The following is a 19,924-nucleotide window of genomic DNA, read 5'->3' as shown; positions in this document are numbered from 1 at the left end:
AAGAGGAAGGAGAATCCTTCCTCTCTAACTTGCCGTTTTATGTTTGTTCAAAAATGTCCGTAGAACTTTGTTAAATTCATCTTTCGCCTCTAACTTTACAATATGGCCAGTATTCCTGAAAATAACAAATTCTGAATGGCGAATTTGTTTATGCATCATGCATTGAATCCATATAGGGGTGATTGAATCATATTGCCCGCCAATAATTAAGGTTGGAACTTTTATCTTAGGGAGTAAAGTTAAATTATTTACTTTTAGACATGCCTCCATTGCTTTAAAGAAAAATTCTTTGTTAGGCTTGTAAAATTTTGAAAAGTTTTCGAGATTTTCCTTTGACCAAGAATAGAGGCAGACCTTTGCTGAACTTGCTGTTATAGCCTCGAGAGCTTTATTTTCTGCACGAAATTTCCTGAATTTTATAAATAGTTTGCCTAGTTCTCTTGGAGCATAATGTAAAGTGCTTACAAGCATTAAGGAACGGCACATTTCAGGTGCTTGACGATATATTTCTTGCGCTACCACTCCACCCATAGACAATCCACAAATGTGTGCGCTTTCAAATCCAAGCCCTTTCACTAAACTGATTACATCACGAGCAAAGTTTTCTATCGATATCTCCCCAGGTGAAATATACTCTCCATGTCCGCGTAAATCAGGGATAATTAAGTCGAACTGGTTAGCGAATTCAAACTGATGTGACCAACCCTCCTTCACCTCACCAAGACCGTGAATAAAGACTAACGGCTCACCGGCGCCAAGACGCAAATAAGGAATCTCGGAGTAACTTTTGAATATTTTACTCAACCTTCATTCCTCCTAGTTGTTTTATACAACTTATGTTCCCAATATTTGAACGGTGTATACATATATAATTCTGATTATTTTATTATATAATTACTTGTGGGAAAATATTACATATGGGTGTAAAACACATATATAGGTGCAGGTATTCATCTTATTCTTAAAAGTGAGAAAACAAGAGGAAGGAATGCAGATGGTGACTAAAATGAAAAAATGTTGTCAGGTTTAAAGGAGTAAAGTTTTTAGCTAAAATGAATGCTGTAAGGGAGAAAAACTAGGCTGCTTTGAGTTATGATAGATGGATAACAGGATTTTAAGTGAAAATGAGGTTTCGTTCATGATAAAAAAGTATATGACATTTCAAAAAAATAATGGTATTGCACCGTATATTTGGACGATTCTTGGTATATTGCCGTTTTACTTTATTTTTCAATCACCTTCCACAATTGAAATTGTTGTAGGTATTTTACTCACTCTGCTATTCTTTATCTTTTACCGAATTGCGTTTATTTCAAAAGGCTGGCCGGTTTATCTATGGACGTTGATCTTGATCGGTATTTCGATCACTGCGAACAGCCTTTTCAATTATGTTTATTTTGCTTTTTTTCTTGCATACTTTATCGGCAATATTAAAGATAGGATTGCCTTTTTGACCTTGTATTTTATTCATTTGTTTAGTACGTCGGTATCAATTAATTTCAGTATCGTTATGCATGAAAAATTATTTCTACAGCAATTGCCCTTTGTAATCATTATCTGGATTAGTGTTATCCTTCTCCCGTTTAGCATCCATAACCGGAAGGAGAGAGGGCAGCTTGAAGAAAAGCTAGTGGATGCGAATAAGCGGATTTCGGAACTAGTCAAAATAGAAGAGCGGCAGCGGATTGCCCGGGATCTTCATGATACACTCGGTCAAAAGCTTTCACTCATTGGATTGAAGTCAGATTTGGCACGAAAGTTAATCTCGAAAGATCCTGATCAGGCACGGAATGAATTGAAGGATGTTCAGCAAACAGCTCGGACGGCATTAAGTGAAGTTAGAAAAATGGTTTCTTCGATGCGTGGGATCCGCTTGAAGGACGAAATCCTCCGTGTTGAACAAATCCTAAACGCTGCCCAAATAAATTTTGTGCGTGTAGGGGATTTTACACCATCAAATGTCTCGCTGTTAACGGAGAATATCTTAAGCATGTGTTTGAAAGAGGCCGTAAATAATGTCGTTAAACATAGTGAAGCTAAGTCATGTTCCATATCGGTGGAACAAACGATGAAGGAATTGGTAATAAGAGTTCAGGATGATGGTATCTTTAAGGGGGAAAAGGAAAAGTTAGCAGAAGGTCATGGGCTGATAGGCATGAAAGAACGGCTGGAATTTATTAATGGCAGTCTAGACATTTTGACAAAAGAGGGAACAACATTAATCATAAGTGTACCAAATGATGTCAAACCTGGCTTGGATAAGGAGGATAAAAAATGATTAAAATCGTGATAGCTGAAGACCAGCAAATGCTTTTAGGAGCCTTTGGTTCATTACTAAATTTAGAGGATGACATGGAAGTTGTTGGAAAGGCCTCAAACGGAGAAGAGGCCGTTGCGCTGGTGAAAAAGTTTCAACCGGATGTCTGTATTATGGATATTGAAATGCCTGGCAAGAGCGGACTGGAGGCGGCTGAAGAGTTGAAGGGTCTTGGCTGTAAAGTTATCATTTTAACCACCTTTGCCCGGACGGGTTACTTCCAACGGGCATTAAAAGCTGGTGTGAGCGGCTATTTGTTGAAGGATAGTCCTAGTGAAGAGTTGGCTAACTCCATCCGAAGTGTGATGTCAGGAAAACGAATTTATGCTCCAGAATTAATGGACGATGTATATGGAGAAGAAAACCCGTTAACTGACCGGGAAAAAGAGGTGCTAGAGCTTGTAGCTGACGGAAAAAACACGAAAGAAATCGCGGAAGAACTTAGCATCAAAACAGGAACTGTCAGAAATTACATCTCGATCATCCTCGACAAACTTGAAGTTAAAAATAGAATCGAAGCAATTACTCAATCTAAAGAAAAAGGCTGGTTCAAATAAAGAGTGTTTTTACGGTGTCAGGCACCGTTAAAACACTTTTTTTTTTCGCATTATCTAAGTAGGTCAGACACTTGGGGAAGTGTAAAACCTAAATAAATGATTAAATTTTTCTTGAATTATAATCAGGTGATAATCCTCTATTAAGGTTGCAAATAAGTTTTATTTTTTTGAAAAGTGTAGTTTACTATAATAGAAAGTAAGTAAAGGAAGTTTATTACAGAAAGGGATTGATATTATGATGGGAGAATCAATAAAAGATGAGATAGATGGCAGCAGAGTAATGCCCCGCTCCCAACGGTTATGGATGGCTGTTATCCTCGGTACGTTAGCAGCATTCGGTCCCTTGTCGATTGATATGTATTTACCTGCTCTACCTGAGTTAGCAAAAGATTTTCACTCAAATCCGTCACTGGTTCAATTTAGTTTAACCTTTTTCTTGCTGGGATTAGCTTTTGGTCAGCTGTTTTCTGGTCCACTCAGTGATGTTTATGGGCGTCGTAAGCCGTTGCTTATTGGATTGATCACTTATTTTGTTGTTTCACTATTATGTGTGTTTAGTCCCTCGATTTGGACATTTATTATTTTACGATTAATTCAAGGGCTCGCAGGTTCCGCTGGAATTGTTATTTCACGGGCGGTTGTTCGGGATTTATATTCAGGTTCAGAATTAACCAAATTCTTTGCGTTGCTTGCATTGGTTAATGGCCTCGCTCCGATTCTAGCACCTGTGGCGGGTGCACAGTTCTTAAAAATTGTACCTTGGCAAGGTATATTTATCGTCTTAAGTATAATCGGATTGCTGATGTCCATTGTTGTATTTTTCTGGCTTCCAGAAACACATCCTGAGGAAAAAAGGGCTGCAGGAGGGTTGAAAAATACATTTATTACCTTTAAAAACCTCATTCTGGATCGAAGTTTCATGGGATATGCATTAGTACAAGGACTTGTTTTTGCTGCTATGTTTGCTTATATTTCAGGCTCACCTTTTGTAGTGCAGAATATATATGGCGCCTCTGCGCAAATGTTTAGTCTGATCTTTGCTATAAATGGAATTGGAATCATGATTGCTAGTCAAACGACAGGAAGATTGGCTGGTCGAATACACGAGTCAAAGCTGTTCGTTTTTGGAATCGGGATGTCTTTTTTGGGTGGAATTATACTACTGCTTCTTTTGATTTTACATGCTGACTTACTAATTGTCTTACTGCCACTATTCTTTGTGGTAACCAGTGTCGGGGTGGTTAATACGGCAGGATTTTCCCTTGCTATGCAAAAACAAGGTAAGTCAGCAGGCAGTGCATCTGCTCTTCTAGGAGTCATGTCGCTTTCCTTTGGAGGAATTGTTGCTCCCCTTGTGGGATTAGGAGGAGAACATACAGCGATACCAATGGGAATTGTCATCTCTTGTGCTGGTGGGGGAGCGGTCCTTTTATACATGTTTCTTGTCCATCCCAGAAACCAAACAAATTGAGGTTACAAGGGTAAGTAAATTTCGGCTTCATATTCTACTGTAAAAACGGCAGCTACGCTTCAGCTGCCGTTTTGTAATTATCAATAAAGCCTTTAATATATTCAAATACTTCCAAAGGGCGCTCTTCTGGAAGGGCATGGCCAGTATCTTTTAACACAATCAACTCAGAGTTGGTTAGGTCTTGATTTAGCTTTTCTCCTACATTAAGCGGCATCGATTTATCATGATCCCCCCAAAGTAATAAACAAGGTGTCTTGATTTGGTTTAGGATCTCAACGGGCAAGTCCCCCTCACGGTCACGAATCATTCTTGTAAGCGCGACGAAAATCTCATCTTCTAAAAAAGGCTGTAAGTACCCATTTATCATTTCTTCGTTGATAATGGCATGGTTAAATAGTGCGTCTTGAAGATTCTTTTTTACACCAGTCCGTGCAAACCAATATTTTACGAAGAGATGGAAATAGGGAAGGTAGCTAGTCAAGATTAAGGGCAATTTAGAGCGTTTAAGATAAGCTGAACTGCAGAGTAGAATGGCTGTGTCTGCTAGCTCTGGCATCATATGAAGGATATTTAATACAATTTGCCCACCCATGGAATGACCAATAAAGGTCATTTTTTTTAACCCCAAAGACTCCGTAAGTTTTATGACAGTTTGGGCTAAATTCTTGTAGGAATAGACATAACGGTTACATTTCGCACTTTTCCCAAATGGGGGAAGATCAACGGATAGTACCTGGTAGTCTTTCTTCAATAATGAGATCAAATGGCGAAATGTGAAGGTTGAAGAAAGGAACCCATGTAATAATACAAACGTTTTTTCCGATGTATGATTTGGATAAAACTCATAATATACATTAATGTTATTAACTGGTCGATAACCTGATAAGACTGTTTGTTCCATCTAAATCCCTCACCTGCTCCGTCAATAAAATAGATGAGTATAATGTTCCCCAAAAATCGATACATACACAAAAAAATCTGCAGATAGCAAAACAGCCCAAACATTGTTCTTAAATAAAAATTTTCAAAAAGTTAGCACAAAAAACCTATACAAATCTGATAATACTTAATAAAAATGGATATTTTTGTTGTGCGTCCATCCGTCGTGGACAAATGAGGAAAGTGTCTTTTTGCGGTGCCTGACACCAGCTTTTTGTGTTTTTGATCATTTGGTAAAAATTTTTTTTAGATTTTTGAAATAAAGTGTTTGAATTTTTAGAAAACTCCTTGTATAATTAGAAAAAACGTAAGGAGTTGATTTCCATGGAAAAGAAATTACTTAATTCACCACAACATTCGGATGAGAATACAGATGCTGTAGTTGCTGAGATGTTTCTAAACAATGCCCTGCTAGAGTTTAAGAGGGAGAAAATCCGCAAGGAAATCGACCAAACATTACAACATGGGGATAAAGAATTATTCCTAAGGTTAACAGAAGAGCTAAAGAAAATTTCTTAAATCATTTACTAACTAATCCTATTACTATTAAAAAAGAAGCCCTATCCAACCATTGGATGGGCTTCTTTCTGTTTTCAGCTCAGCTATTATCGTCATTCATAAGCAAGCCTCCAGAAAAACCAACTAATTTATTACCAAATTCCACAGCAAGTTCAAATAATCCTTCATTAATGACTGAATAAAAGTTCTCTCTCCATGGGTGTCAGTTAACAATTCTTCAGTGGTGCCTGACACCCATTTCAAGTATGATATAAAAAGAAAAACAATTAGGGGTGGAATGTTTGCATCAACTTCATTTGTACAGTAAAAAAATTCCTTATTCTTATTCAAAATTTTCCAGTCAGTTTCGTGTACTTGCTGAGAATAGCACCCATCATGTGTTATTGGAAAGTGGGCGTGGCGGGCGTTACAGTATTGCTGCGTTCCAGCCTGAAACGATTATCAAAGGTAAGAACCGTATACTTGAAATTCACAATGATAAGGGTTCCGAGAGGTTGGAAGGAAATCCGCTTCACTTAATGAAGGAATGGATGAGCCAGTATCATGTTGATAAAATAGAAGGTCTACCAAGTTTCCTCGGCGGTGCAATTGGTTACATCAGCTATGATCATGCTCGTAACATAGAAAAACTGCCTGAGATTGCAAAAGATGATTTAGAAATGCCGGAAATTTACTTTTTCATAGTAAAGGAATGGTTTATTTACGACCATGAACAAGACCTATTATGGCTGTTGATAGTGGCTGAAAACGATCAGGATATTGATAATCGGTTAGCATTTTGGGAACAGCGCTGGCTTCATGAATCATCATCTAAACCACCTCATAAAGCAGATAAGATTGACTTGGATCAATTAGAGGTTTCGATGACAGAAGATGAATTTAAACAGGCAGTAACAAAAGTCCAACAATATATTTCACAAGGTGATGTGTTCCAGGTGAACCTAGCAGTCCGCCAATCAAAACCGATTGAAGTTGAGGCACTTAAAGTATATGAACAATTAAGATCCTTAAATCCATCTCCATATATGGGCTATCTTCATACACCAGACTTTCAGCTTGTAAGTGGATCACCAGAACTGCTTGTTAAAAAAAATGGACAAGAAGTAAGCACCCGACCCATCGCCGGCACTCGTTCAAGAGGTAAGAACCACGAAGAAGATATCAAACTGGCCAGTGAATTAATTGAAAACGAAAAGGAACGAGCAGAACATGTAATGCTAGTGGATTTAGAACGGAATGACCTTGGAAGGGTATGTAAGTACGGAACCGTTGAGGTCAATGAATTTATGGTCATTGAAAAATACTCACATGTGATGCACATCGTCTCCAATGTAAGAGGGGATTTGGCGGAAGACAAATCTAGCATTGATATTATTGATGCAGTATTCCCTGGTGGGACCATAACAGGTGCGCCTAAAGTTCGAACAATGGAAATTATAGAAGAACTTGAGCCTGTCCAACGGGGAATTTATACGGGTTCACTCGGTTGGATTGATTTTAGTGGTGATCTAGAATTAAACATTATCATCCGAACCATGCTCATTAAAGATGGGATGGCACATGTTCAAGCTGGTGCCGGGATTGTTATTGATTCTAATCCAATGCAAGAATACAAAGAATCGATGAAAAAGGCTGCTGCATTATGGAAGGCAAAAGAAATGGCAGAGGAGTAAACAACAATGATTTTTATGATAGATAATTATGATTCCTTTACCTTTAACTTAGTGCAATATTTAGGTGCACTTGGAGAAGAATTAGTGGTCAAGCGAAATAATCAAACGTCAATTGCCGAGATTTCAGAACTACAGCCTGAATTCTTAATGGTTTCTCCAGGGCCATGTAGTCCAAATGAAGCGGGAATAAGCTTGGATGCAATTAAAGCATTCGCAGGAAAAATCCCGATATTTGGTGTGTGTCTAGGTCAGCAAGCAATTGCCCAAGCTTTTAATGGAGAGGTTATTCGAGCAGAAAGACTCATGCACGGGAAAACATCCGATATGTATCATGATGGAAAGACGATTTTTCAAGGTTTACCGAATCCTTTTCCAGCGACAAGATACCACTCATTGATTGTCAAAAGAGAGACTCTTCCAGATTGTTTTGAGATTTCTGCATGGACAAAAGACGGGGAAATTATGGCGATTCGTCATAAGGAATTACCAATTGAAGGAGTTCAGTTTCACCCCGAATCTATTTTGACTACTTCGGGAAAAGATCTTTTGCGCAACTTCGTCCATCATTATAAAAATATTGTAATGCAAAAGGGTCATTAAGTATGGTGATTTATATAAACGGACAATTTTTAAAAAAAGAAGATGCGATGATTTCTCCGTTGGATCATGGTTTTTTATATGGAATGGGATTATTTGAAACGGTTCGAGTGTATGAAGGGTTTCCCTTTTTATTAGATGATCATCTAGCACGTCTAAATCAAGGTTTAGAGGTGCTTAACATTACCTACCGATTTCATCGTGAAGAAACGAATAGAATCTTGCAGGATTTACTGAAAATAAACAATTTATCTAATGCCTATATCCGCTTAAATGTCTCAGCCGGAATAGGTGATGTTGGTTTGCAGGTGGAACCTTACAAGGAACCGAACATCCTTGTTTTTCCTAAGCCGTTACCGCTGGCAGGAGAATTATCGGAAAAAAAGGCTGTTTTATTGAAGTTGAGGCGGAACAGTCCAGAAGGAATTGAACGAGTAAAGTCACATCATTTTATGAATAATGTCCTGGCAAAAAGAGAGATTGGAAATGCTGCTGATATTGAAGGGATTTTTCGAACTGAGGATGGATACTTAGCTGAAGGGATCGTCTCTAATATCTTTTGGGTAAAAGGTAACGACTTATATACTCCTTCAGTACAAACAGGTATTTTAAATGGGATTACACGGCAGTTTGTTATCGAATTAGCGAAGAAACATAATCTTTGTGTTAAAGAGGGATTGTACTTATTAACACACGTTCTTGAGGCCGATGAGATGTTTGTGACCAATTCAATACAGGAAATCGTACCAATAACTACATTTGAGGGTCATCAATTACCTGGTAAACAGGGACAAGTAGTTCAACAATTACATCGTGAATATCGCCATTATTGTCAAAGTCTGTGGTCAAGGAATGGTTTAGGGAGTGAATAACCTTGAAAGAAAAAATACTAACAGAAATCAAAAAAATAGAAGAAGAATATGGAGTAAGAATCTGTCTTGCTGTAGAGTCAGGAAGCAGAGCATGGGGCTTCCCATCCAAGGATAGTGATTACGATGTCCGGTTTATTTATGTTCATAAAAAGGACTGGTATTTGAGCATTGACCAAAAGCGTGATGTGATTGAACTGCCAATTAATGATCTCCTTGATATTAATGGCTGGGAATTGCGTAAAGCCCTCCAACTTTTTAGAAAATCAAATCCCCCGCTAATGGAGTGGCTCCATTCGGGGATAATTTATTATCAGGCTTTTTCGTTAGTAGATAAATTGAAAGCAATTCAAAATCAAGTTTTTTTGCCACAATCAGCACTCTATCACTACTTAAATATGGCAAAAGGTAATTTTCGTGATTACCTCCGAAGCGATCAAGTGAAAATTAAAAAGTACTTTTATGTCCTCCGTCCAGTTTTAGCATGTATGTGGATTGAAAGATATAATTCAGTACCGCCGATTGAATTTCAGAAATTGATAGAGGAACTCCTTGTTGAGGGGCCACTTAAGCAGGAAATCCTTACCTTGTTAGAAAGGAAAATTAGCGGAGATGAACTAAACCTCGAACCAAAGATTACTTCCATTAATGACTTTTTGGAGAAAGAGATCAACCGGCTTGAGGAATACACCAAAACCCTTAGAGCCCCCAAAGAGGATATGACCCCAATTCTAGATGATTTATTCAGAGAAGTCCTCGATGAGGTTTGGGCTTAAATATTACTGTAAAAAGTTCAACAATTATTCACAAGTTGGTCCTATAAAGATATTGTTAATATTCTTATTTATCATTATTATAGTATCGACAGTGAAAACTTTATTGCATGTGATATATATCAACTACTACACGATTCTAACAATAAGGGGAGTGATGGATTGCAAATAAAAGAAAAAGTCAGCACATTTCTTGTTATCCTGTCCCTGTTTGTACTTTTATTTCCGTCTATTTCATCAGCACACGCCTATATAAAAAAATCTACACCCTTAGAAAATGAGACGGTGGAAAAAGCCCCAACCGAAGTAACGATAAAATTTGATGAAACTGTCCAGCCTGCCTTTAACTCAATTAAGGTTTTTGATTCAGAAGGAAATCGAGTCGATAAAAAAAATGGACGGATTGACCCAAAGCAACCTTTTATCCTAAAGAGCGGATTAAAGAAGGATCTTCCAAATGGATCCTATCGAATAAAGTGGAAGGTGGTTTCAAGCGACGGCCATCCTGTTGAAGGTGTAATTCCTTTTCAAATTGGTGAAAAGGGTCAAGACTCTACCTCCCTAGATAATGAAACGAAAGGCTACACCCCTAAAGCGGATCTAATCATTATCCGTTGGCTGCAATATCTGAGCAATGCGTTCTATGTCGGGCTCATCTTTTTTTATATGGTTATTGTGCCCAAGGAATTACGGGAAACAGGTTCAGTCGATAAGAAGTTCCGTATGCTAATAAGCACAGGTTTGATTCTTCTATTTCTTAGTATTCTGTTAAGTCTGCCATTACAGGCAACGATTGAATCTGGTTATCCTTGGAGTGAAGTGTTTAACTTCTCAATCATCGAAAATATCTTAATGAACACAAATTATGGTCAATTTTGGGTTATTCAAATAGCTCTCCTTATAACTCTTGCCCTGCTCACTTCTTTTATAGGCATGGCCGAGCGCATGAAACGAGCTATTTTGTGGACTTGCTTTTGTCTTGGGGCAGCCTTGTTATTGACAAAGGCATTGACCAGTCATGCCGCAGCACAACCAAATCCGTTATTAACAATAGCAATGGATTTTCTGCATTTACTTGCTGCATCGATTTGGATCGGAAGTCTAACTGGTTTTGTCTCATTGCTTTCATTACGTAAAAACACAGAGATAAAGCAAAATTATTTGAAAATGATAAAAAGTTTCTCCAAATGGGGACTGATCCTTGTTCTTTTTTTAACTTTAACTGGATTGTTTGCTAGTTTTTTATATATTCCAAACCTCTCAGCACTTGTCCAAACGAACTATGGAAAAGCATTAATGTGGAAACTTATTTTGTTTTTGGTGATGCTGCTCCTTGCAGCTGTGAATTTTATTAAAGGAAAAAGGGGAACCACTAAGGGACTGAAGGCATCTCTAAAGGGTGAGCTTACCCTTGGTTTGTTAATCTTAGTCCTATCCGTTGTTTTAACCAATTTACCAACAGCCATGCAATCTCCAGGACCATTTATGGAAACTAACATAGTGAACCAAGGCAAGCAATTGACTTTAGAAGCAACGCCTAATATTATTGGAGTGAATTTATTTGAGATTACCTTAAAAGACCGAGAAGGGAAGCCAATTAAAGAAATTGAACAAATTCACTTAACCTTTACCATGCTTGAAATGGACATGGGAAAAGAAACTGTTAGTTTAACAAAAACGGCTGATGGCAAGTATGAAGTGAAGGGTTTGCATTTTAGCATGGCAGGTCATTGGAACGTACATGTCCATGTTCTAACCAAGTCGTTAGAAAGTATCGACACTGATTTCAAAGTTTTAGTGGGAAGTCAATAAAAAACTTATCACTAATTTAATCAGGAATAGCTTCATTGCTTTCATTAGCAGCCTTGGTTATGGAAATCCGTAAAAATAATTAAAAAATTTAACACAGAAGATGCCAAGTGTATCTTCTGTTTTTTTATAAGCTTTTGTTATATAAAGTAATTAATATTTTGTAATGGCTAATACTTTTATTTGTAAAAAATACTAAATTTTCCCTTAGAACTGTTATAATTCTAAATAAGAAAGAACTATCATAATATTATCAGTCCTTATCATATTAGGAGTATTTTGGATATTTATTTGCATCCTTTTGCAAAAAAAGACTGTTCCTAAGGCTTAGGTCTTAGAAGAAAATAAATCTGCAGATTGTTTTCCCTTTTATTTGAATTAATTATGATTAACTTATAGAAAATATAAGGGTTAGAATTTACTATATTTTCCTCCCAATCGAATAGGGGGTTTTAAAAATGAGCAGGAAAGTTTATGTTCTTCTAACGGACACGGGTACAGTTTTAGGGAAAATGATTAAGCTCTATACAAAAAAACCACTTAATCATGCCTCAATTGTGATTGATGAACAATTCAACAAGGTTTATAGTTTTGGGAGAAGAAATCCAAGAAATCCTTTCTTTGCAGGATTTGTGGAAGAAAACGTCCGTGGTGGTCTATTTAGGAATGCCGATTGTGCTATTTATTGCATTACGATTACCGAAAAACAATTTCAAAAAATGATCTGTAAATTAAGGGATATGGAAGACCATAAGGAAGAATACAGGTACAATCTCATTGGGTTATTTGCTGTAATGCTGAATATGGAGATGACCCGTAAAAATGCCTTCTTTTGTTCCCATTTTGTTGCAGCCATCTTGGAAGAATCCGGGATTGATATCAAAAGTCAAAAGCCTCTATCCCTTGTAACTCCCCATGATATAAAGGAGTCGGCACCCTTAGAATTAATTTATGAAGGGAAATTGTCGGCCTTCATCACTGATTCCCATCGAAAATATTATAAAGAGTTTACTCCTGAGAGTGTCGAAGTTATTTAACTGAAATAACGGAAATTAAGTCACCACTTCCAACAAGTGCTTAATTTCCGTTATTTTAAATAACAATACCTTCTTGCGTTTTGCTGTTTTTCCTTTTGACAGTTTCTACTAATGACTTAAATAGCTTAAGAGAATGATCGAAAATAGGACTTTGAATGAATGTATAAAGGAAAGTAGCAATAAACACAGGACCACCTAATAATAAACCGATCATTAATACAATGCTTTCAACTATGATGCGTGCTTGACTTACTGACAACTTTGTTTTATCAGAAATTGAAAGCATGAAGCCATCACGTGGACCAGCGCCAATCCCTGCTGCTACATACATGCCGCCACCAATCCCTGTAATCATGATTCCACTAAGGAGAATAAGGTAATCCAACCATGTACCAGTTGCTTTTGGAAGAATATCCAACCAGAGAAAAAAGTCCATGATAGGTCCAATACATAGGGCATTTAGGATTGTACCTATGCTAATATAGCTCCGTGCAACAAAAAAGGAAATGAAGATCAGAATTAACCCGCAAATCACTCCCCAAGTACCAATAGTTAAACCAAAATGCTGATATAGGGCGACATTTAGTACTTCCCATGGGTGTAACCCAACATATTTAACCTTAACGGCAATCGCATTTCCCAAGCCGAAAAAAGTTAATCCTGCAAAAAATAAGAAATACTGAAAGAATTTCATCTTCAGTTACCTCCGCTTACTCATCGTTTTTCGAATATTTAAACCTATCATAAGATTCTAAAGGATGAATCAATAATAATCAATGGTTACGTGAGTTTGCCTTTGAATTAATTGACCAAGCGGGTGTGGCAGTGATTCCTGGTGAACTGCTACTTGCCTCTTCTATAAACAGAAAATTCCACATATATTTTTTAAAAGGACCTACTGCACTTTGAAGGTCTTTTACTTTGACGACGAAAGAGGGGTACAAATGCTAAGCGATTTACAACATCTTGAATTAGATATCCCGATTGAAGTGATTTGGGACTTTATTCGTGACGAAAATAATTGGGCACCGCTTGTACCAGGTTATATTCAACATGAAAAAATAAATGAACGTCAAATCTGCTGGGAATTTAAGAGTGACCTCGGCGTTATGAAAAAGAAGGTTAGTTTATTGATTGATATTAAAGAGTGGAATGAACCTGCCAGGGTAAGTTTTGAATTAAAAAGGGCAAACGAAAAGTATTTAGGTGAAGGCTACTTTGAAGCAAAAGCAATAAATAGAAATAAAACTCGAGTGACAGGCTTTCTTGAAATCAATGCATCAGGGCCGATGGGCTCTCTAGCAAATTCGCTATTTAAAAAAGCGCTCCAAAAATCGGATGAAGAAGTAGCATCAGTAATCTCTTCAAAGCTAGAAGAATTTCATCGCAGATAAAAATTAAACTTAAGATAAACTTAAGCTATGAATGATAAAGTTAGTCCAAATTCCACTATCACCAAAGATAGTAGACAGGAGGATTGACTATGAAAGAAACGATTCAAAGCAAAGCCCTAAATGTAATGCTTGTAATTTCAATGGTATGGATGGGGGGTGGAACGTACATACCAACAGCATATGCTGAAACAAATACGGCTCCAGTCCAAGAGGACCAACAAGAAGGCAAACTATCAAAAATAGAGATAGAAGGAATTAAGCTAGACCAGCTGTTTTCAGCAGATTCAAAGGAATATTCTGCCACAGTAAAAAACGAGGTTCAATCGATTAAGTTATTAGTAGAAAGCAGCAATCCGGATTCATCGATTACAATAAATGGGCAGACGGTTATAAGTGGAGTTGTCGGTGCATATTCCCTTCAAACAGGTGAGAATAAATTTCTTATTTCCGTGGATAATGGCAGTGACTCAACCAATACCTATACCCTGACTATAATGAGAGAGGAAAATGATAATAATCTCTTGCAAAGTATTACCCTATCAAAAGGGAAGTTATCACCAAACTTTTCTTCTACCGGTACAGACTACAAGGTAGTTGTTCCAAATGACGTTCCTGTGATTACCATTAAACCTACATCTGTTGAAACAACATCAACTATTAAGGTGAATGAAACTTTAATAACAAAAGATGGCGCTGCAGTAGAACTTCCCGTCGGAGAGTCAGATATTATTATAGCGGTAACAGCTGAAAATGGTGAGAAAAGAATTTATACCTTACACTTTACAAGAGCAGCTACTGAGATTAAAACCAATACCAATACCAATACCAATACCAATACCAATACCAATACCAATACCAATGGCAATACCAATACCAATGCCAATGCCAATTCAAATCAGAATAATAAACCGGGTCTTTCCCAATCAACATCGCAACCAAATAATCGGCCCAATTCTACCCAACCTACATCACAACAGGCGAGTTCTTTGAACGTAGAAAAAACAAGTAAAGCGTTACTTTCCTCATTGTCAGTTTCAGAAGGATCCTGGGATAGCACCTTTACGAGTGATGAGTTTACCTACCATGTAACCGTGTCAAGTGATATGGACGAGGTAACTCTTAACCCGATTGCAAAATCCAGCAATTCAGAAATTTTGATTGAAGGCAGTACTAAGGAAACAATTAAGCTAGAAGACGACTCGAAAACGATTATTTCTATTGTCGTAACAAACGAAGATGATCGAAAAACATATGTGCTAGTATTTGATAAAGAATCTTAAAATGAAGAACTTTTATTTTTTTTACTTGAAGAAACCTGCATTTGGCAGGTTTTTTTGAATCAGAATAAACTTTATTTTTAAAAAACAGCACTTATTTTTTAACATGATGCAAAAAATTATGTTATATTAATAAATAAAAAATTTACCGAATTTTCGATTAAGGGAAGGTGGCAGTATGACTATAGAATTGAAATTGAATGACAGCAGTCTTCCGTTGCGACAAGACGTGAAATTACTGGCTAATATGCTTGGAGAGATTCTGCTCAATCACGGTGGTCCCGAACTATTGGATAAAGTGGAAAAAATACGTTTAATGTGTAAGACATTAAGAGAACATTTTGATCAAGCTATCTATGATGCATTAAAGGAAGAAATTGCTAGTCTAAGCGCACCTTTAAGGAAACAAGTTATTCGAGCATTCTCCATGTATTTCCATTTAATTAATGCCGCAGAACAGAATCATCGTATTCGTAGACGGAGACAGTACCAACTGGAGGATGAAACTATTGTCCAACCCGCTTCAATAGAGAGTGCTATTCTTTCGCTTAAAGAGAACAATATTAAGGAAGATGTCATTCAAGATATCCTTAATACTTTGTCACTTGAACTGGTTATTACAGCCCATCCAACAGAGGCAACTAAGCGTTCAATTCTTGAAATTCAGCAGCGGATTGCTGTTATCCTAAAAAGTCTCGATCATCCGTTATTAACAAGTAGAGAAAGAAAAAAGCTTGAAGAGAGATTGTTTAATGAAGTTTCAATTCTTTGGCAAACGGATGAATTACGGCAAACTAAGCCTACGGTTTTAGACGAAGTGAGAAACGGACTATATTATTTTGATCAGACCCTTTTCGAGGTTCTTCCTGAAATCCATCAGGAAGTGGCAGATTGTTTAGAGAAGAATTACACTCAAACACAATGGGAAGTTCCAAATTTTCTCCGTTTTGGATCATGGATCGGTGGAGATCGTGATGGGAATCCCAATGTTACACACGATGTTACTTGGGAGACACTAAATAGGCAGAGAAGACTCGTCTTAAAAAAATATAAAAATGTTCTCGTTGATTTAATGAAACGATACAGTCATTCCACTTCAAGAGTGGAGGTAAGTAATGATCTTCTTAAGTTGATTGAACTAGAAGATACATATTTAACCGATGAGAAAAAATGGCCAATTCAAACGGAAGTGTACCGTCGAGCATTTGCTATCATTATTGAACGAGTAAAACAAGTAGGTAAAACGGATTTGGGCTATAAATCTTCCGATGAATTACTAGAAGACTTATTTATTATTAAAAAAAGTTTGAAAAAGCATCATCCAGCAGCACATGAATTAATGACTATTCAAAAGCTGATTCGACAAGTTCAATTGTTTGGTTTTCATTTAGCGACACTAGATATTCGGAATCATAGTGGTGAACATGAAGCAGCCATGACCGAAATATTGCGCAAAGTCAGTATCTCCGATAATTATGCGGGGCTTGCGGAAGATGAAAAACTAAAAATACTTCAAAATATCCTATTGGATCCTCGCCCGCTTCTATTATTAAATGAAGATTATTCGGCGGAAACTCAGGAAATGATTAAAGTCTTCCAAATGATCAAGAGTGCACATGAAGAATTCGGGAAACGGTCGATTTCCGTCTATCTTGTGAGCATGACAAAATCCCCTAGTGATTTACTAGAGGTACTTGTTCTTGCTAAAGAGGCTGGGATTTATCGACTTCACGCAGATGGGACCTTAGAAAGTCATTTACATGTGGCGCCTTTGCTAGAAACAATTGACGATTTAACTGCTGGGCCTGAAATTATGGAAACACTATTTGAGATGCCTGTCTATCGAAATCATTTGCAAATAATGGGGGATCAGCAGGAAATAATGCTTGGTTACTCGGACGGAAGCAAAGATGGTGGTACATTGACAGCTAACTGGAAACTATATAAAGCTCAAATTGAAATTCATGAAATGGCAAAGAGGTACCAGATCGGACTTAAGTTCTTCCATGGCCGTGGTGGTTCGTTAGGCCGTGGCGGCGGTCCATTAAATAAAAGTATCCTGTCTCAACCGGCAGAAACCATTGGCGACGGGGTTAAAATTACGGAGCAAGGCGAGGTTTTATCTTCACGCTATTTACTTGAGGATATTGCTTATCGGAGTTTGGAACAGGCTACTTCCACGCTGCTCTTAACGGCAACACATATATCAAAAGAAGCGAAGCAAGGTTTTCAACGTGATCCAATATGGGTTGAGTCGATTGAAGAAATTTCAAGCTTGGCTTTGACCAAATATCAATCACTTGTATTTGGAGATCCAGATTTCCTTGCCTACTTCACGGAAGCGACACCACTAAGAGAGCTCGGAGACTTAAACATCGGTTCAAGGCCAATGAGCAGAAAAAATCAGGGCCGCTTTGAAGATTTAAGGGCAATTCCATGGGTGTTTGCTTGGACTCAAAGCCGTCAATTGCTTCCAGCATGGTACGCAGCAGGTACTGGTTTAGCAGGATTTGCAGCTAATGGAGAACAAAATTTGCAGATGCTTCAGCAAATGTATGAAAAATGGCCTTTCTTCCAATCAACGATTGATAACCTGCAAATGGCATTAATGAAAGCTGATATTACGACAGCAAGAGAATACTTATCCCTTGTGAAAGACCAGACCATTGCAGAACGAATCTTTACTAATATTCTTGAAGAATACGAAACAACAAAAGAAGTTCTCCTTAGAATAACAGGTGATAATGAATTGTTAGATCATACACCAAATATAAAGGAATCGGTATATAGAAGAAATCCATATGTCGATCCGCTAAACTTTTTACAAGTTGAATTAATAAAGGAACTAAGAAATCAAGAAGAGCCTAATGAAGAACTATTAATTGAAGTTTTGCTGACAATTAGTGGGATCTCTGCAGGATTACGAAATACTGGTTGATATTGAAGTACAAGCCATAAACTCTCTCGAAAGAAGAGTTTATGGCTTTTTTCATATATTTCTTCCTGTCAAAAGCGAAGGTGATGAAATATAATGTTGCGTAAATTTCGAACATTTAGTGAGATGTTGCTAATGTAGCAAAGTTGTCACTTCAAACGGAAGAAAAAATTGATATTTTAGAAGAACAAATTTGGAATTTGCAGGATAGTTTAGGTTTGTTAAATAACGAAAATTTGGCTATGTTTCAAGAGATGGTGAACATCGTTAAACAAATGAAGAATGAATTCCAAAAAATGGCCGAAGAGATAGCAGGAACACAAAAACTTAAAGAAGATTTTCAAGAATTACGGCAGGGTCTTGTAGATGTAAAAATTATCCAAATCAATCTTCAGGAGTTGCGCAAAGAAATAGAGGAAATTAAGGGAATCAAAGCGGAGTTAAAAGGAATTAGTGATACAGTTGAATCTGTAAAAATTCAAGAGGATTTACAGGAATTGAAACAAGGAATAACAGAGATATCGGATATTAAGAAGGAGCTAGCAATACTGAAAAGTCTTATGCAAAAAGGAAAGACAAAAGACAAGGAAAAAGAACTAGCTCTTACTGGTGTTGGCACGAAGGATGAAAGGGGTTGAAAATGATGAGTTCTAATGCATCAGTTACAAATTTTATACCACTTCTGGATGTTGGAAAAGAATCAGCAAGGTGGAATAGAGTCTATAAAGTCTTAACAGAACCGAAGCCGGATATTGTCTCTACACCATAGAGATTATTTGGACAAAAAATAAATCAACCTTATATTATCATCCGTCAAAAGAAAAAAAGTATCAGGTTCCATTGTTTATAGTCTACTCACTCCTTAATAAACCTTATATTTTAGATATCGGCGAAGGGAGCAGTGTAGTAGGCGGACTAACAGAACGAGGATATGATGTCTATTTTCTAGACTGGGGTTCTCCAGGTTACGAAGATAGTGAAATAACCCTTGATGATTATATCCTTGATTATTTGGAAAATGGCGTCAAACGGGCCTTACGACATTCCGGGGCAAAAGAAATATCGATGATTGGCTATTGTTTAGGAGGGACTATTGCCGCCATCTTTGCTTCTCTAACGAAATTACTGATTAAGAATTTAGTCCTTGCTACAGTTCCAATTGACTTTAGCATTGGCATTGTTCCGGATAAGTGGTTAAAAGGGCTGCAAAAAGGGGTAATTAACTTTGATCGTCTTTCTGAAGTGTATGGAGTAATCCCATCAGAAATTATGTAAGGATTGTTCAGAGGACTCTCTCCAGTCTATGTGAGTCCCATGATAAACCTAATTTCCCGAGCGCATGATGCAGATTATGTTGAAAAGTGACGGCGGATGGATAAATGGACAAAAGACTCGGCATCGTTTTCTGCAGCGTTCAAACAGCTAGTTAATGATTTATATAAAGAGAACAAACTCCTTAAAGGAGAGCTTAATATTGGCGGTAGAAAAGTAGATTTAAAAAATATCACTTGCTCTTTATTTGACTTCTCAACTTCAAGAGATACGCTGATATTAGAGAAGCAAAGCCTTCCTGTTATTGACATGGTATCTAGTGAAGATAAAACCTACCAGGTTTTTGAAGGCGGGCATGTCTCACTAGCCTTAACTGGGAAATTTGCTATTTTCGCAGATAAGTGGCTTTCCTCTCGTTCGCAAGAAATTTAGGATTTTCTCTCATAAACTGATAGGGTATAGGAATAAATGATAAGCGGGAAGGA

20 protein-coding genes are annotated in these 19,924 nt (G+C 37.3%); 17 read left to right on the top strand and 3 right to left on the bottom strand.

Annotated elements, in window-relative coordinates:
* Positions 1 to 24: 24 nt before the first annotated feature.
* Entirely contained in the window at positions 25 to 804 is a 780-nt protein-coding gene (locus AB7942_RS01995; protein WP_369445591.1) for an alpha/beta fold hydrolase, read from the bottom strand.
* Between the two features lie 334 nt (positions 805 to 1,138).
* Between AB7942_RS01995 and AB7942_RS01990 the strand changes: the two genes are divergently transcribed.
* From AB7942_RS01990 to AB7942_RS01980, 3 genes are all read left to right on the top strand, one after another.
* Positions 1,139 to 2,278, top strand: coding sequence for a sensor histidine kinase (locus AB7942_RS01990; RefSeq protein ID WP_369445590.1), 1,140 nt, complete (start codon positions 1,139 to 1,141; stop codon positions 2,276 to 2,278).
* Positions 2,275 to 2,874, top strand: coding sequence for a response regulator transcription factor (locus tag AB7942_RS01985; protein WP_088086152.1), 600 nt, complete (start codon positions 2,275 to 2,277; stop codon positions 2,872 to 2,874). The genes AB7942_RS01990 and AB7942_RS01985 overlap by 4 nt, the downstream gene beginning before the upstream one ends.
* A 238-nt stretch (positions 2,875 to 3,112) precedes the next feature.
* On the top strand, positions 3,113 to 4,345 hold the full coding sequence (locus tag AB7942_RS01980; RefSeq protein ID WP_369445751.1) for a multidrug effflux MFS transporter: 1,233 nt from the start codon (positions 3,113 to 3,115) through the stop codon (positions 4,343 to 4,345).
* Positions 4,346 to 4,397: 52 nt separating this feature from the next.
* Here the strand turns inward: AB7942_RS01980 and AB7942_RS01975 are convergent, their stop codons facing one another.
* Complete coding sequence (locus AB7942_RS01975; RefSeq protein ID WP_088086153.1) at positions 4,398 to 5,246, bottom strand: alpha/beta fold hydrolase; 849 nt, start codon at positions 5,244 to 5,246, stop codon at positions 4,398 to 4,400.
* 362 nt (positions 5,247 to 5,608) lie between these two features.
* Between AB7942_RS01975 and AB7942_RS01970 the strand changes: the two genes are divergently transcribed.
* The 7 genes from AB7942_RS01970 (at position 5,609) to AB7942_RS01940 (ending at position 12,561) form a co-directional block, all read left to right on the top strand.
* On the top strand, positions 5,609 to 5,803 hold the full coding sequence (locus AB7942_RS01970; protein WP_098933134.1) for an IDEAL domain-containing protein: 195 nt from the start codon (positions 5,609 to 5,611) through the stop codon (positions 5,801 to 5,803).
* A 281-nt stretch (positions 5,804 to 6,084) separates the two neighbouring features.
* Positions 6,085 to 7,476: an aminodeoxychorismate synthase, component I gene (gene pabB, locus AB7942_RS01965; protein ID WP_369445589.1), complete on the top strand. Its 1,392-nt coding sequence runs from the start codon at positions 6,085 to 6,087 to the stop codon at positions 7,474 to 7,476.
* Positions 7,477 to 7,482: 6 nt separating this feature from the next.
* Positions 7,483 to 8,076 carry an aminodeoxychorismate/anthranilate synthase component II gene (gene pabA / locus AB7942_RS01960; RefSeq protein WP_098933128.1) on the top strand — a complete coding sequence of 198 codons (594 nt, stop codon included), beginning with the start codon at positions 7,483 to 7,485 and terminating at the stop codon, positions 8,074 to 8,076.
* 2 nt (positions 8,077 to 8,078) lie between these two features.
* A complete protein-coding gene (gene pabC, locus AB7942_RS01955) occupies positions 8,079 to 8,945 on the top strand; it encodes an aminodeoxychorismate lyase (protein ID WP_369445588.1) in 867 nt (288 codons plus the stop codon).
* A gap of 2 nt (positions 8,946 to 8,947) precedes the next feature.
* Positions 8,948 to 9,718 (top strand): nucleotidyltransferase domain-containing protein, encoded by a 771-nt coding sequence (locus AB7942_RS01950; RefSeq protein ID WP_369445587.1) that lies wholly within the window; start codon positions 8,948 to 8,950, stop codon positions 9,716 to 9,718.
* Between the two features lie 159 nt (positions 9,719 to 9,877).
* The gene (locus tag AB7942_RS01945; protein ID WP_369445586.1) at positions 9,878 to 11,527 is read left to right on the top strand and encodes a copper resistance CopC/CopD family protein; all 1,650 of its coding nucleotides are present in this window, start codon (positions 9,878 to 9,880) and stop codon (positions 11,525 to 11,527) included.
* A gap of 455 nt (positions 11,528 to 11,982) precedes the next feature.
* Complete coding sequence (locus AB7942_RS01940; RefSeq protein ID WP_369445585.1) at positions 11,983 to 12,561, top strand: hypothetical protein; 579 nt, start codon at positions 11,983 to 11,985, stop codon at positions 12,559 to 12,561.
* Positions 12,562 to 12,616: 55 nt separating this feature from the next.
* Here AB7942_RS01940 and AB7942_RS01935 read toward each other — a convergent pair whose 3' ends face one another.
* The gene (locus tag AB7942_RS01935) at positions 12,617 to 13,261 is read right to left on the bottom strand and encodes a YczE/YyaS/YitT family protein (protein WP_369445750.1); all 645 of its coding nucleotides are present in this window, start codon (positions 13,259 to 13,261) and stop codon (positions 12,617 to 12,619) included.
* A 244-nt stretch (positions 13,262 to 13,505) separates the two neighbouring features.
* Here AB7942_RS01935 and AB7942_RS01930 point away from each other — a divergent pair, with 244 nt between their 5' ends.
* The 7 genes from AB7942_RS01930 (at position 13,506) to AB7942_RS01900 (ending at position 19,871) form a co-directional block, all read left to right on the top strand.
* Positions 13,506 to 13,955, top strand: a complete 450-nt coding sequence (locus AB7942_RS01930; RefSeq protein WP_335712410.1) for an SRPBCC family protein — start codon at positions 13,506 to 13,508, stop codon at positions 13,953 to 13,955.
* An 89-nt stretch (positions 13,956 to 14,044) separates the two neighbouring features.
* A complete protein-coding gene (locus tag AB7942_RS01925; RefSeq protein ID WP_369445584.1) occupies positions 14,045 to 15,235 on the top strand; it encodes a cadherin-like beta sandwich domain-containing protein in 1,191 nt (396 codons plus the stop codon).
* A 175-nt stretch (positions 15,236 to 15,410) separates the two neighbouring features.
* A complete protein-coding gene (gene ppc / locus AB7942_RS01920; RefSeq protein WP_369445583.1) occupies positions 15,411 to 18,170 on the top strand; it encodes a phosphoenolpyruvate carboxylase in 2,760 nt (919 codons plus the stop codon).
* Positions 18,171 to 18,313: 143 nt separating this feature from the next.
* Entirely contained in the window at positions 18,314 to 18,805 is a 492-nt protein-coding gene (locus AB7942_RS01915) for a hypothetical protein (RefSeq protein WP_369445582.1), read from the top strand.
* Positions 18,806 to 18,807: 2 nt separating this feature from the next.
* The gene (locus AB7942_RS01910; protein ID WP_369445581.1) at positions 18,808 to 18,936 is read left to right on the top strand and encodes a hypothetical protein; all 129 of its coding nucleotides are present in this window, start codon (positions 18,808 to 18,810) and stop codon (positions 18,934 to 18,936) included.
* A gap of 71 nt (positions 18,937 to 19,007) precedes the next feature.
* Positions 19,008 to 19,442 (top strand): alpha/beta fold hydrolase, encoded by a 435-nt coding sequence (locus AB7942_RS01905; RefSeq protein WP_369445580.1) that lies wholly within the window; start codon positions 19,008 to 19,010, stop codon positions 19,440 to 19,442.
* 96 nt (positions 19,443 to 19,538) lie between these two features.
* On the top strand, positions 19,539 to 19,871 hold the full coding sequence (locus AB7942_RS01900; protein ID WP_369445579.1) for a hypothetical protein: 333 nt from the start codon (positions 19,539 to 19,541) through the stop codon (positions 19,869 to 19,871).
* The last annotated feature ends 53 nt before the right edge of the window (positions 19,872 to 19,924 follow it).

It is taken from the genome of Neobacillus sp. BF23-41, from assembly GCF_041106275.1.
The sequence above is the reverse complement of the archived record's forward strand: the minus strand, read 5'-3'. Positions and strand labels throughout refer to the sequence as shown.